Genomic DNA, 13,199 nt, shown 5'->3' on the forward strand with positions numbered 1-13,199 from the left:
GACCTCAGGAGCGCAGCCGCTCCACGGCGACCCGGGCCGCGGTGCCGATCACCGCGTCGGCGCGCGGCTGGTTCTGCGCGGTGCCGTACGAGCGGGTGAAGACCGCCACGGCGTAGCGGCTCCCGTCGGGGTACTCCACCACCCCGGCCTCGTTGCGAAGCGTCGGCAAAGTGCCGGTCTTCCCGCTGACGGCGACGTCGTCGTACGGGAAGCCCGAGGCGAGCCGGTGCGGCCAGACCTGCAGGCCCAGCAGGCGGCGCATCCACGCGCAGGACTCCGGCGAGGCCGCCTCGTCCCGCCAGATCATGCCGAGCAGCCGGGTCGTCTCGCGCGGCGTGCTGCGGTTGGTGCGGGCCGGGTCGAGCACGCGCAGCCGGGCGACCACCGCCGGATCGGTCGGCATGTCCTCCTGCCCGGCGTCCTCCACGATGCTCGCGAACAGCCCGGCGCAGTCGTGCTCCAGCCACGTGCCGGCCAGGCCGAAGGAGGCGAGCATGGTGTTGACCGCCGTCAGCCCGACCCGGCCGATCAGGGTGTCGGCGGCGGTGTTGTCGCTCACCGCGATCATCAGGTAGGCCAGGTCCCGCAGGGAGATCGTCACGTCGTCGGCCATGGCCGACACCCCGGTGGGCCCGGGGGTGTGGCCGTCCGCCACGATCCTGACCCGCTCGGACGGATCCAGCGCCCCCCGGTCCGCCTGCCGGAAGAACTCCACCAGCAGCGCCACCTTGAACACCGACGCCGTGACCACGGCCTGGTCCGCCCCGTGGGCGATCTCGGCCCCGGTGTCCAGGTCCACGGCGTGCAGGAACCCGGTGACGCCCGCCGTGCGGAACAGCCCGTCGAAGTCCGTCACGCTCGCGCCCTCCGTGCCTGCGACGTCCCGGGCGTCCCGGGCGTCCTCCGTGCCCGGCCCACCGAGCGGATGCCCGTCATGCCAGGAAGCCCGTGGCGGGGCGGGTCCGCACCCGCCGCACCGGCGCCGCGCCGTCGTCCGTCATCCCGGCATTCTCCTTCAGCACCCGTACGGCCACCGCCCCGAAGACCTCGGCCGCAGGTCCCGCCTCCCCCCGCCAGGCGGTCGAGACCCGCCAGGCCAGCGGTTCACCCAGCAGCGGCCGCCAGCGCAGGCCGGGCAGCTCCACGCGGGGCCCGAAGGCGATGGCGGTCCCGGCGATGACCAGTCCCAGGGTCTGCGCCTCGTGCACCTCCTCCGGGACGAACCCGTGGCGGCGGCACTCGGCGAGCGTCTCCTCCTGCAGCCCGGGCTCCCCGGGGAACAGGACGAGCCGGCGGCCGGCCAGGTCGGCCAGGTGCACCGACGGCCGCTCCGCGAGCGGATCCGACTCGGTCAGCACCACTCCCGGGCGCTGGACGAGCACCGGGCCGAAGCTCAGGTCGGCGGCGGCGACCGGATGCCGGACCACGCCCACGTCGAGGGTGCCCGCGGCGAGCCCGGCCACCTGGTCGGTGCTCCACATCTCGGCGGGCGCGAGCCGCACCCCGCGGTCCGCCTCCCGGAACCCGTCGATCAGCGCGGCGATCACCGCCGAGCCCAGGTCCGGGGGGACGCCGACCCGCAGGACCGCGCCCTCGCCGCCCTCGCCGCGCCCGGCGAGGGCGCGCAGCCGCTCGACCCGGGCGACGATCTCCTGCGCCTCGGGCAGGAGCGCCTGCCCGGCCGCGGTCAGCCGCACCCGTCGGTTGGACCTGTCGAACAACCGCACGCCCAGTTCGTCCTCCAGTCGGCGGATGCGCTGGCTGAGCGGCGGCTGCGCCATGCCGAGCCGGACGGCGGCGTTGCCGAAGTGCAGTTCCTCGGCGACGACGGTGAAGTAGCGCAGGTGCTTCACCAGGTCCATGGGCAGGAATGATATCTGTTCCGCTATTAAATTCTGACATATATCGATATTGGACAGACAGGCGTCTCCTCTGGTCTCCTCTGCCGACGAGGACAAGGGGGAACGCTCATGAAGCCGAGAAACCGCGTCATCGCCGCCGCCGCGGCCCTGCTCGTCCCGGCCGCCGCGGCCGGCGGGGCGGTGTGGATCCTGCGCACCCAGGGCTCGCCCGAGCAGACTGCCCGGGACTTCCTCGCCGCCTGGGAGCGGCAGGACCACCCGGCGATGCGGGCGCTCACCGTCGGCCCTCCCGCCGACTTCGACCGCTGGTACCGGCGGTTCCGGACCGACCTGAAGCTGACCGGGGCCCGCTTCGAGGTCGCCGGCGCATCCGACGGCACCGACGGCTCCGGCGGCGCGGCCGTGCGCTTCCGCGCCCACCTGAAGGGGGCGGTGGACTGGAGCTACGACGGCTCGCTGACACTGGTCGAGCACGAGCGGGCCTGGCGGGTGAAGTGGAGCCCGACCGCCGTCCACCCCCGGCTCGGCCCCGGCCTGCGGATCAAGACCGTGACGGTCGAGGCCGAGCGGGCACCGGTCCTGGCCGCCGACGGCACCCGCATCGACACCGCCTCCGCCCCCGGCTCGGTGCAGCAGCTCGTCGAAGCGCTCACCGAGACCTACCGCGACCGCCTCACCGGCTCCGCCTCCGCCCGGGTGGACCTGGTGAAGAGCCGGACCAAGGTCGCCACCCTCGCCACCGCCGAAGCCAGGCCCGGCCGGGAGCTGAGGACCACGATCGACCTGCGGGTCCACCGCGCCGCCGCCGACGCGCTCACCGCCACCGGCAAGCCCGCCTCCCTGGTGGCGGTCCGCCCCTCCACCGGGGAGATCCTGGCTGCGGCCAACAAGCCGGGCGGGTTCAACCGGGCCCTGCTCGGCCACTACCCGCCGGGATCGACGTTCAAGGTCGTCACCGCCTCGGCGCTGGTGGCCGGCGGCATGACCGCCGAGGAGCGCACCGCCTGCCCGGCCGAGCAGAACATCGGTGGCTTCCCCTTCCACAACGCCGGTTTCAAGGACTACGGCACGCCCTCGCTGCGCGAGGCGTTCGCCCACTCGTGCAACACCACGTTCGGGCGGCTGAGCGTCGACCGGCTCGGCGGGGAGCGGCTGGCCGAGGTCGCCGCGGGCTTCGGCTTCGGCGCCCCGGTCCAGCCGGGCGTGCCCGCCGTACGGGCGGAGTTCCCGGCGCCGAAGGACGACACCGACCTCGCCTCGGCCTCTATAGGCCAGGGCCGCGTGCTGACCAGCCCGCTCAACATGGCCGCCGTCGCCGCGGCCGTCGCCGACGGCTCCTGGCGCCCGCCCCGGCTGGTGGACCCCGGCCTGCTTCCCCCCGCCGAACCGCGCGAGCTCGAACCCGGGGTGGTGCGGGCCCTGCGCACGCTGATGCCCGCGGTCGTGGTGGAGGGCACCGCCAGCGCGGTCTCCTTCCCGCCCGGTACGGCGGGCAAGACCGGCACCGCCGAGTACGGCTCCGGCGCCGAACCGCCCTCGCACGCCTGGTTCATCGGCTACCGGGACGACCTGGCCTTCTCCGTGATCGTGGAGGGCGGCGGCTCGGGCTCGGCGGTGGCCGCCCCGATCGCCGCCCGCTTCCTGACCGCCCTGGCGGACTCCTGACCGGCCGGGACCGCGGGCGGGTGGCGTCAACCGGTCCGAGCGGGGACGGTGAGGCGGGTCACCGCCTCGACGAGCCGGGCCGGGTCGGACAGGTCCGGCAGGACCACGTCCGCGCCCGCCTCGTGCAGCTCGGCCGGGAGGGACCGCCCGGTGGCGACCGCGATCATCGAGGCCCCGGCGATCCGGGCGGCCTGCACGTCCCGGGCCGAGTCTCCGATCAGCACGGTGTTGCTCCCGTCGAAGACGGCGCCGTGCCTGCGTCCCGCGCGGCCCTGCGCCACCTGGAGCAGGCTGGCCTTGGGGTAGACCTCCTCCCCGTAGCCGCCGATCTCGAAGTCGACGTAGCGGTCCAGGCCGAACGCGGTCAGCTTGTGCACGGCGTTGCTCCTGATCGTGCCGGTGAGCACCGACTGCACCGTGCCGCCGAGCCGGGCCACGGCCTTCAGCGCGTCCTTCGCGCCGGGCATCGCCCTGCCCTCCTTGGCCAGCCGCCTGCGCCGGGCGCCGAAGGCCTCGGCCAGCGCGTCCAGGAACTCCGGGAGGTGCTCGTCGGAGGCGACGACCCCGTTGATCGCCAGGGTCTCGAAGACGATCTCGGAGTCGGGCCGGCCGTTGTGCTGGGTCAGCTTCACCAGCGGCCTCCCGGTGACCTGCCGGAAGGCGTCGGCGTACGCGTCACGGGTGACGATGGACACGTCGACGAGGGTCAGATCGACGTTCCAGAGAACGAGGCGGTTGATCGTGGCCTCCGGAAATGGGTGGGATGCCAGAGTACGGCCGTCGCCGTGCTCCGGCCGTCCCCGATGCCGAAACCATCCGGGACCGTCCGGCGCGGACGGTCCGGGAGGAACCAGGAGACCCCGCTCAGGCGTGGTCGACGGCGTCCGCGAGGGTGTCCACCACCGGGACGCCCAGCGCCTGCAGGTCCCTGCGGCTGGTCATGCCCCCGGTGTAGAGCACCGCCCGGGCCCCGACGTGCTGCGCGGCGTGGGCGTCGTCCACGCTGTCGCCGATCACGAGCACGTCGGCCGGGTCGACGCCCAGTGCCTTGATATGGGCCACCATGGACTCGGCCTTGTGCCCGCCGGGCACGCTGTGCAGCAGCCCGTCGACGCGGGTGAAGTGCCGGTCGATGCCGTACTCGGCGACCTTGGCGACCAGGCGCTCGTGCCACCACATCGACAGCAGCGACTGGCTGCCGCCCTCCCGCTCCCACTCCCGCAGGGTGGAGAGCGCGTCGGCCGTCAGGCCGCACTCCAGCATCAGCCGGTGGTAGTGGTCGTGGAAGCCCTGGTCCATCAGCTCCCACTCGCCGTCGGCCAGCGGGCGCCCGAGCATGCGCTCGTAGGCCGTCCAGATCGGGCGGGTGTAGACGGCGCGGAAGCCGTCGGCGTCGTAGGCTCCCACGCCGTACGGCTCGAAGACCGCGTTGGTCGCGCCGACCACGGCCTCGATGTCGTCGAAGAGCGTGCCGTTCCAGTCCCAAACGATGTGTCTCATATCGCCACCAAGACTAGTCAGCGCTCCGCGTGCCCCGCACCGGGATAAAACCGGGGCGGGACCTCAGCCGACCAGGTCGGAGATCTCCTGGGTGGCGTACCACAGGAGCTCGTGGGCCTCGGCGCCGTCCACGGTGAAGCGCGCGTCGTCGTCGCCGGCGTCGGCGGCGGGCAGTGCGGCGACGGCGGCCTCGACGTCGGCGGCGGCCGACTGCTCATCGACGTGGACGGCGGCGATCTCCTCCAGTGCGACCGCGCGCGCGAGCCGCACCCGCGACCGCTCGGCGAGGTCGGCGCCCACGGCCACGGCCTCGTCCGGCACCTCCGCCGCGATCACCACCCGGCGCGCGGCGGCCTCCACGCCGTCGGCGCGGTCGGCGGCCAGCATCCGCAGGGACGCCCTGGCCGCGTCGGTCAGGGCGACGTACTCCAGTTCCTCGGTGTCGCCCGAGGCGTACCACTCGATCAGCGCGGGGGTCACCGCGTAACCGGTCAGCGGGGCCGGGCCGAACTCCTTCGCGGTGGCCACGCGGGCCAGCGCCGGGAGCGTGGCCGGCAGGTAGACGCGCATCCGTTCCTCGATCTGCTCATACGATCTCTGCTGCGGCGCGGCGGCGAAGGCCGGCGCCGGATGACACCCGAGTCTGCCAGTCTCCTCGGCCCGGCCGCGAGATCCGGTCCCCCGGCGGCGAGCCGGGCTCCGGACGGGCCCCGCGGGCGCGGTAGGCACAGCGGGCCCTGCGGGCCCCGTGGGTACGGCGGGCACGCCCCCTCGCGGGGCTCGAACGCCGGGCACGGGCACCGGGCAGGCCGCCCTCAGCGCAGGGAGACGCCGAGGAGCCCCTCCAGCTCGGTGATGGTCGTCTCGGCGTCCCTGTGGTGCACCCCGGTGATCCCCAGCGCGCGGGCCGCCGCGATGTTGGCCTCGATGTCGTCCACGAACACGCACTCGGGGCCGGAGAGCCCCACCAGGTCCAGGGTGTGCCGGAAGATCCGCGGCTCCGGCTTGCGCATGCCGATCTCGCCGGAGATGACCACGTGGTCGAAGAGGTCCTCCCACGCGTCCCGGGGGTAGTCGTTGGCCCAGGAGTTGGAGAGCAGGCAGGTCTTCAGGCCGGCGGCGCGGGCGGCGGCCAGCATGTCGTACATCGGCTGGACCGGCTGGAAACCGGCGAACATCCGGGTCAGCAACCCCTCGGCGACCGGCGGCACGCCGTCCAGCGTGAGCAGCCTCCTCGCCAGGTCCTGTTCGAAGTCCAGGGCGGAGATCTCGCCGCGCTCCAGCGCGTGGATCGTGTTCTCCCCGTCCGCGGCGCCCTCGTAGGCGTGCATGATCAGCTCACGCATCACGTCGCGGTAGCGGTCCGGGTCGATCCGCTCGGCGGCGATCCACACGTCGATCGCCTCACGCAGCCCGGTGGTGAGAACACCGCCCCAGTCGATCAGCACGCCCTTGAACATCCCGCCTCCTCGTCTGGAACGGGTTACAGGGTAGGCGCAGCCGACGGGGAGGCGGAACCGGGCGGGCGCCGAAGGCGACCGGGTCCTACCGGGCCCTGGAGGTGATCAGCGAGGCGACCTTGCGGTGCGCGGCCGAGCGCAGCACCCGCTCCGCCTCGGCCGGGTCCGCCACCGGGGCCTTCGCCAGGAGGCCCCGGGCGGCCTTCAGCTTCAGCAGCCGCCGCACGGACTCGTCGAGCCGCTCGCCGGAGATCCGGCCGGACCGCACCGCGGCCAGCACCGCCCCGTGCGCCTTCGGGTAGTCCGGCGGCATCAGCAGCAGGTCCGCCCCGGCCAGGACGGCCCGCACGGCCACCTCGCCGTCGCCGTACTTCTCGCGCACGCCCGCCATGTTCAGCGCGTCGGTGGAGACGACGCCCTGGAAGCCGAGCTTCTCGCGGAGCAGCCCGGTCAGGATCGGCTTGGAGAGCGTGGCCGGGTCCCCCGACGGGTCGAGCTTCGGCATGACCACGTGGGCGCTCATGATCGCGTCGACGTCCGCCTCGATGGCGGCGGCGAACGGCGGCGCGTCCAGCTTCGACCACTGGGAGCGGGAGTGCTTGATCACCGGGAGGCCGGTGTGACTGTCGACGTTCGTGTCGCCGTGGCCGGGGAAGTGCTTGGCCGTGGCGGCGACCCCGGCGTCGTGGAAGCCCCTGACCGCGGCGGCGACCATCGGCGCGACCTTCTTCGGGTCCGAGCCGTAGGCGCGCGGGCCGATCACCGGGTTGCGGGGGTTGACGTTCACGTCGGCGACCGGGGCGAAGTCGAGGTTGACTCCCAGCGCCCGCAGCTCGGTCCCGGTCACCTCGGCGGCCCTGCGCGCGAGCGAGGGGTCGCCGGTGGAGCCGATCACCTTAGCCGCGGGCAGCTCGGTGACCAGCGGCGCGAGCCGGGAGATCTGCCCGTTCTCCTGGTCGGCGCCGACGAGCAGCGGGATCTCCGGCGAGGCCTTCTGCATGCCGTTGGTCAGCGCGACGAGCTGCCGGACGTTCTTCACGTTGTCCGCCCAGGGGAACAGGATCACCCCGCCGGGCCGGTATTTGGCGATCACCTTGGCCGGCGTGGCCGCGCCGAAGCGGGCCTGGTTCTCCCCGGACGAGGCGGTGGCCGACGAGCCGTACAGGACGGGCATGAAGAGCTGGCCGACCTTCTCCTCCACGCTCATCCCGGCGAGCACGTCCTCCACCGGGGAGGACGAGCGCGCCGAGCCCGCGGAGGTCGCCTCCGGCCGGGCGGCGGCCGTCTCCCGCACCGCCGGGGCGGCCTCGTTCGCCCTGCCCGCGGAGGGGCCGCCGGAGGCCTGAGAGGCGGCCCCCGAACCGGCGCAGCCGGCCGCCATCGTCACGATCACTGCAAGACCCGTCGTACGAATGCACCGAACCATGGCGACCACGCTATCCGCGCGGGCGACCGGACGGCCCGGCGCTTCGCCGTCTCTTTAGCTCCCGCCGGTCCCACCGGGCCCTTCGCGCCCCAGGCTGGACGTCCCCGGCGTCCTGAAGGCCCCCACCGCCAGGAGCGTCCCGGACGCTTCAGAGCCCCAGCCCGGACAGGCCCGGCAGGTGCGCCCGGGCGGCGTCCCGCGCCTGTGCGGGCGAGGCGGCCGCTCGCGCGGCCCGTGCGGCGAGCCGGCACTGCTCCCGGCTGTGCCGCGCCAGGGCCGCCCGTACGGCGGGCAGCGCGGGAGCGCTCATCGACAGCGAGGCCGCGCCGAGCCCGACCAGCACGCAGGCGAGGACCGGGTCCCCGGCGGCCTCTCCGCACACCCCGCACGGCCGGTCCCGCCCGGCGGCCCCGGCCGCGGCCAGGGCGACCAGATCGAGCAGGGCGGGCTGCCAGGCGTCGTGCAGCGCGGCCAGCGCGGCCACCTGGCGGTCGGCGGCGAAGGCGTACTGCGCCAGGTCGTTGGTGCCGACCGAGAAGAAATCGGCCTCGGCGGCCAGGTCGGCGGCGCGCAGGGCGGCGGAGGGCACCTCGATCATGACGCCTGCGGACGCCAGGCCCGCCTCCCGGCACGCGGCCGCGAACAGGGCCGCCTCCTCGGCGGTCGCCACCATCGGGGCCATCACCCGGAGCACGGCCGTGCTCCGGGAGGCCGCCCGCGCCAGGGCGGCCAGCTGGGTCTCCATCACCTCGGGGTGGAGCCGCAGGAGCCGTATCCCGCGCTCCCCCAGCGCCGGGTTCGGCTCCTCGCCCGGCGGCGGCAGGAACGCCAGCGGCTTGTCCGCCCCCGCGTCGAGCGTGCGCACGACGACCTGCCCGCCGGGGAACGCCTCCAGCACCTCCAGGTAGGCCGCCTCCTGCTCCTCGGCGGACGGCGCCTCCGCCCGGCCCAGGAAGAGGAACTCGGTCCGGTAGAGCCCGACGCCCTCCGCGCCGTGCTCCAGCGCGTCCGCCAGGTCCTGGGGCCCGCCGATGTTGGCCAGCAGCGGCACGGCGTGCCCGTCCGCGGTCGCGCCGGGGCCGGTGACCGCCGCGAGCGCGGCCCGGCGGGCGGCGGCGGCCCCGCGGGCGGCGGACACCTCCTCGCCGGAGGGCGCGAGCCGTACCAGGCCCGAGGAGCCGTCGGCGAGCACCGGCGTGCCCGGGGCGACGGCGGTCGCGCCGGGGCACGCCACCACGGCCGGCACGCCCATCGCCCGCGCGATGATCGAGGTGTGGCTGGTCGGGCCGCCCTCCTCGGTGACGAACGCGGCCACCTGGTCCGGGGAGAGCAGCGCGGTGTCCGCCGGAGCCAGGTCGCGGGCGACGAGCACGTACGGCTCCGCCCCGGCGGGCGGCGCGTCCGCCACCGGTCGGCCCTCCAGGACCGCGAGCGCGCGGTCCCGGACGTCGTCCAGGTCGGCGACGCGGGCGCCCAGGTAGCCGCCGGCCTCGGCGAGCATGCTCCGGTAGCGGCCGAATCCCTCGTAGACCGCGCGGGCGGCGCTCTTCCCGGCCCGGACCAGCTCGGCGACCCCGTCCGACAGGCCGGGGTCGCGCGCCATCAGGGCCTGGGCCTGAAGGATCTTGCCGCCCTCGCCGCCGGCCCGCTCCCCCCGCTCCTGGAGGTCCGCGGCGACCCGTTCCAGCGCCAGGAGCGCCCGGTCCCGCTCCGCTCCGGCGTCCCCGCCGTGCGGGACGTCCGCCGGAGGCGGCGGGACCGCCCGGGACATCACGTGGGCGGGTCCGAACCCGGCGCCGGGGCTCACTCCGATCCCCTGGAGCGTCCCGCTCATGGCGCCGAGGCGATCTCCGCCAGCCGGTCGAGGAGTTCCTCCGCCCCTTCGCCCTCCGCCCTGATCACCACGGTGTCGCCCTGGCGGACGTCGAGCGAGAGGACGCCGAGGATGCTCTTGGCGTTGACCGGCTTGCCTCCGGCCTTGGCGACCGTGATGTCCAGCGCGGCCTTGGCCGCGGTCTGCACGAACGTCGCCGCGGGGCGGGCGTGCAGGCCGACCTCGGCCTTGACGATGACGTGACGCTCGGGCACGGGCTCCTCCTGAAAGATCCGGCCGGGTGGTCTAGACCACCCGGCTCGCCGTATGGCCGGGGAGGGCCGGTCGGCCCCGCCGGACCACGGCCGCGGGACGAGCCCGCGGCCTCCGGCGCTTCCGCCCCGCGCCCCGATCTCCCTCCTCCGCGAGACCGGGTCACGGGGCCTCGTTCCCCCCGAGAGCGCAAATTGCACTTAAGTCCTATTCTTCCCGAAGATCCACTTTCCGCCTCCACCGCCGTCGCACCCGGGCCTCAGGCCCATCGGAACAGCTCGTCCCCGGCGTCCACGATCCCGTCGGCGATCTCCGTGACGGCCTCGGCGAACGCGTCCAGCGCCACCACCGGGCAGACCGGGGAACGTCCCCCCGCCTCGATCCCGGCGGGGTTCCAGGCCACCACGGGCTGGCCCGCGCTCACCCGGTCGCCCTCGGCGGCCAGCAGCTCGAAGCCCTCCCCCCGCAGCTGCACGGTGTCGATACCCAGGTGGACCAGGATCCCCCGGCCGTCGTCCCCCACCACCACGAACGCGTGCGGGTGCAGCTTGTGGATCCGCCCCGCGATGGGCGAGACCACCCGGCCGGGTCGGCGCGCCGGGTCGATCGCCGCCCCCGGCCCGACCAGCCCTTCGGAGAACACGGGATCGGGAACCGCCGTGAGGCCGACGGCCGTCCCCGCGACCGGGGCCAGAACTGCGGTCATCACCCTCCCTCGGGCCGTACGTGCCCGCGCCGGCGGGGACGGTCCACTGCACTCCTCGGCCTGCACCGCACTCCTCGACCCGCACCGCGCTCCTCGGCCCGCGGACCCCGGCGGCTCCGGTGGTCCGGGCCGACCCCGGCGGCTCCGGCGGCCCGGGCGGACCCCGGTGGTCCGGGCGGGCCCGCCGGAACGGGCCCCCGCCGGGCCCTCAGCCGATGATGTCCTCGATGTCCCCGGCGATGGTGTCGGCCTGGGGCCCCACCACCACCTGGACGACGTTGCCCGCGGCCATGACCCCGTGGACGCCGGCCGCCCGCAGCGCGGCCTGGTCGACCTTCGAGGCGTCGCGCACCTCGGTCCGGAGCCGGGTGATGCACGGTTCGATGTCGATGATGTTCTCCGCGCCACCGAGCCCCGCGATGATCGCGTCGGCGTCTGCCGCCATGTCGTCCTCCTGCTTCGACGGTCCCCGACCAGACTAGGTCCGGGCGTCAGTCCGTCTGGGTCACCTTGTTGAGGCCGCGCGGCGCGTCGGGGTCGATCCCCAGCCGCCGCGAGAGCGCCTCGGTGAGCAGCTGGCCGGGGACGACGAGGCCGAGCGGGGCGACCCACTCGGGCAGGTCGGGCCCGTTCAGCGCCGCCGTGCCGGCCGCCGCGAGCCGGGGTCCGCCGCCCACGGTGAAGGCCGCGGCGCCGGCACCGACGACCCGCTCGGCGAGCGCCACGGTGCCGTCCAGGGTCGGGCCGTCCCCGGCCGCGACCAGGATCGCCGGGGTGTCGGCGTCCACCACGGCGATCGGGCCGTGCAGCAGGTCGGCGTAGGACAGGCCCATGGCGTGCAGGTAGCAGGCCTCCTTCAGCTTGAGCGCCGTCTCCAGGGCGGTGGAGAAGGCCAGGCCGCGGCCGGAGACCACGACGCCCGGCTTGTCCGCCAGCCCCTCCACGACGTCGTCCAGGTCGCCCGGGTCCCCGATCAGCTTCTCCACGGCCTCGGGGACCCGCCGCAGGTCGCCGGGGTCGACGTCGGCGCCCAGACCGAGGCCGAGCACGGCCAGCGCGGCGAGCTGGGTGGTGTAGGTCTTGGTCGCCGGGACGGCCTTCTCCTCGCCCGCCAGGGTGCACAGGGCGAGGTCGGCGGCCTGCGCCAGCGGGCTCTCCTCACCGCCGTTGGTGATCGCCACGGTCCTGGCGCCGCAGTCCTTCGCCCAGGCGAGGGTCTCGACGATCTCCTCGGTCCGGCCCGACTGGGACAGGCCGACGGCCAGCACGCCGTCGAGGTCGAGCCGGCGCCGGTAGGTGGTGGCGATCGAGGGGGCGGCGAGGGTGGACAGGCGGCCCGTGTGCGCCTCGGCGAGGTATCGGCCGTAGACTGCGGCGTTGTCGGAGGTGCCACGGGCGACGAACAGCAGCTGCCGGGTCTCCCGCGCCAGGCGCTCCACCTCCCCGACCCTGGGGAGAAGGGCGTCCAGCGTGGCCTGCAACGCAGCGGGCTGCTCGGCGATCTCGCTGCGCATCTTGGTCGTCATCTCGCGCTCATCCTTCGGCTCGGACAGGCGCGATCGGGCCGTTATCGATCCGTCGCCGGTCCGTACGTTGACACCCTTTTCCGGCCTGTGGTCTAGTCCGGACTAGACCAGTACGAACCATAGCCCATCAGACATTCCATATCGAGAGGGGGCGGAATCCCATGGCGCAGATCGATCCGGACAGCCCGATCCCGAAGTACTTCCAGCTCCGCGAGATCCTGCTCGACCTCATCGACAGCCACGAACTGGCCATCGGCACGGCGATCCCGTCCGAGCGCGAGCTCTGCCAGCGCTTCGGGCTCTCCCGCATGACCGTACGGCAGGCGGTCGACCACCTGGTCTCCGAGGGCAGGCTGCAGCGCGTCGCGGGCAAGGGCACCTTCGTGGCCCGTCCCAAGATCGAGATGCCGCTCCGGCTGACCTCGTTCAGCGACGAGATGCGCGCCCGCGGCATGGAGCCCGGCTCGCGCGACCTGGACCGCCGGGTGGTGCGCGCCAGCGCCCACCTGGCCAGGGAACTGGGCATCCAGCCGGGTGACGAGGTGCACTTCATCGAGCGGCTGCGCACCGCGGCCGGTGAACCCATGTGCATCGAGCGGGCCCACATCCCCGTCTCCCTCGCGCCGGACCTCGCCGCCCACGACCTGACCGGCCGCTCCCTCTACGCCCTGCTGGAGACCCGCTACGGGCTGATGCTCGACGCGGGCGAGCTGACCATCGACGCGGGCATCGCCGACCCCGGCGACGCCGACCTGCTGAAGCTGCCGCGCGGCGGGGCCGTCCTGCTGCTCCAGCGGCGCTCGTTCGCCGGGGGCGTCTGCGCCGAACTCGGCGTCTCCACCTACCGCGCTGACCGCTACCAGCTCCGCACGGTGCTGGAGACGCCGGCGCGCCGCGCCTGACCCCGCCCTCGCGGCCCCTCCCGGCCCGCCCGGCCCCGCCCGCCCACCGGGGAAACGCCCGGTCAC

At 74.6% G+C, this 13,199-nt stretch carries 14 protein-coding genes; 2 read left to right on the forward strand and 12 right to left on the reverse strand.

Annotated elements, in window-relative coordinates; translation table 11 throughout:
• Positions 1-4: 4 nt before the first annotated feature.
• Together IEZ07_RS08520 and IEZ07_RS08525 are read right to left on the reverse strand one after the other, a co-directional pair.
• Positions 5-856 (reverse strand): serine hydrolase, encoded by an 852-nt coding sequence (locus IEZ07_RS08520; RefSeq protein ID WP_191894246.1) that lies wholly within the window; start codon positions 854-856, stop codon positions 5-7.
• A gap of 76 nt (positions 857-932) precedes the next feature.
• On the reverse strand, positions 933-1,862 hold the full coding sequence (locus IEZ07_RS08525) for a LysR family transcriptional regulator (RefSeq protein WP_191894247.1): 930 nt from the start codon (positions 1,860-1,862) through the stop codon (positions 933-935).
• A 108-nt stretch (positions 1,863-1,970) separates the two neighbouring features.
• Here IEZ07_RS08525 and IEZ07_RS08530 point away from each other — a divergent pair, with 108 nt between their 5' ends.
• A complete protein-coding gene (locus IEZ07_RS08530; RefSeq protein WP_191894248.1) occupies positions 1,971-3,527 on the forward strand; it encodes a penicillin-binding transpeptidase domain-containing protein in 1,557 nt (518 codons plus the stop codon).
• A gap of 26 nt (positions 3,528-3,553) precedes the next feature.
• Here the strand turns inward: IEZ07_RS08530 and IEZ07_RS08535 are convergent, their stop codons facing one another.
• From IEZ07_RS08535 to IEZ07_RS08580, 10 genes are all read right to left on the reverse strand, one after another.
• Positions 3,554-4,267, reverse strand: coding sequence for an HAD family hydrolase (locus tag IEZ07_RS08535; RefSeq protein WP_191894351.1), 714 nt, complete (start codon positions 4,265-4,267; stop codon positions 3,554-3,556).
• Positions 4,268-4,391: 124 nt separating this feature from the next.
• Entirely contained in the window at positions 4,392-5,027 is a 636-nt protein-coding gene (locus tag IEZ07_RS08540; protein ID WP_191894249.1) for an HAD family hydrolase, read from the reverse strand.
• Between the two features lie 63 nt (positions 5,028-5,090).
• On the reverse strand, positions 5,091-5,597 hold the full coding sequence (locus IEZ07_RS08545) for a DUF6912 family protein (RefSeq protein ID WP_191894250.1): 507 nt from the start codon (positions 5,595-5,597) through the stop codon (positions 5,091-5,093).
• Positions 5,598-5,842: 245 nt separating this feature from the next.
• Positions 5,843-6,487: an HAD family hydrolase gene (locus tag IEZ07_RS08550; protein ID WP_068894590.1), complete on the reverse strand. Its 645-nt coding sequence runs from the start codon at positions 6,485-6,487 to the stop codon at positions 5,843-5,845.
• 85 nt (positions 6,488-6,572) lie between these two features.
• Entirely contained in the window at positions 6,573-7,913 is a 1,341-nt protein-coding gene (locus IEZ07_RS08555; protein ID WP_239319701.1) for a glycoside hydrolase family 3 protein, read from the reverse strand.
• Positions 7,914-8,061: 148 nt separating this feature from the next.
• The gene (gene ptsP, locus IEZ07_RS08560) at positions 8,062-9,747 is read right to left on the reverse strand and encodes a phosphoenolpyruvate--protein phosphotransferase (RefSeq protein ID WP_191894251.1); all 1,686 of its coding nucleotides are present in this window, start codon (positions 9,745-9,747) and stop codon (positions 8,062-8,064) included.
• Positions 9,744-10,001 carry an HPr family phosphocarrier protein gene (locus IEZ07_RS08565; RefSeq protein WP_068894585.1) on the reverse strand — a complete coding sequence of 86 codons (258 nt, stop codon included), beginning with the start codon at positions 9,999-10,001 and terminating at the stop codon, positions 9,744-9,746. The genes ptsP and IEZ07_RS08565 overlap by 4 nt, the downstream gene beginning before the upstream one ends.
• 257 nt (positions 10,002-10,258) lie before the next feature.
• Positions 10,259-10,705: a PTS sugar transporter subunit IIA gene (locus IEZ07_RS08570; RefSeq protein WP_191894252.1), complete on the reverse strand. Its 447-nt coding sequence runs from the start codon at positions 10,703-10,705 to the stop codon at positions 10,259-10,261.
• Between the two features lie 208 nt (positions 10,706-10,913).
• Positions 10,914-11,150, reverse strand: coding sequence for a PTS sugar transporter subunit IIB (locus tag IEZ07_RS08575; RefSeq protein ID WP_191894253.1), 237 nt, complete (start codon positions 11,148-11,150; stop codon positions 10,914-10,916).
• 46 nt (positions 11,151-11,196) lie between these two features.
• The gene (locus IEZ07_RS08580; RefSeq protein WP_068894582.1) at positions 11,197-12,231 is read right to left on the reverse strand and encodes an SIS domain-containing protein; all 1,035 of its coding nucleotides are present in this window, start codon (positions 12,229-12,231) and stop codon (positions 11,197-11,199) included.
• A gap of 161 nt (positions 12,232-12,392) precedes the next feature.
• Between IEZ07_RS08580 and IEZ07_RS08585 the strand changes: the two genes are divergently transcribed.
• Positions 12,393-13,133, forward strand: a complete 741-nt coding sequence (locus IEZ07_RS08585) for a GntR family transcriptional regulator (protein ID WP_189235309.1) — start codon at positions 12,393-12,395, stop codon at positions 13,131-13,133.
• The last annotated feature ends 66 nt before the right edge of the window (positions 13,134-13,199 follow it).

Origin of the sequence: Planomonospora parontospora, assembly GCA_014647935.1 — a bacterium.
Classification (GTDB): Bacteria; Actinomycetota; Actinomycetes; order Streptosporangiales; family Streptosporangiaceae; genus Planomonospora; species Planomonospora parontospora.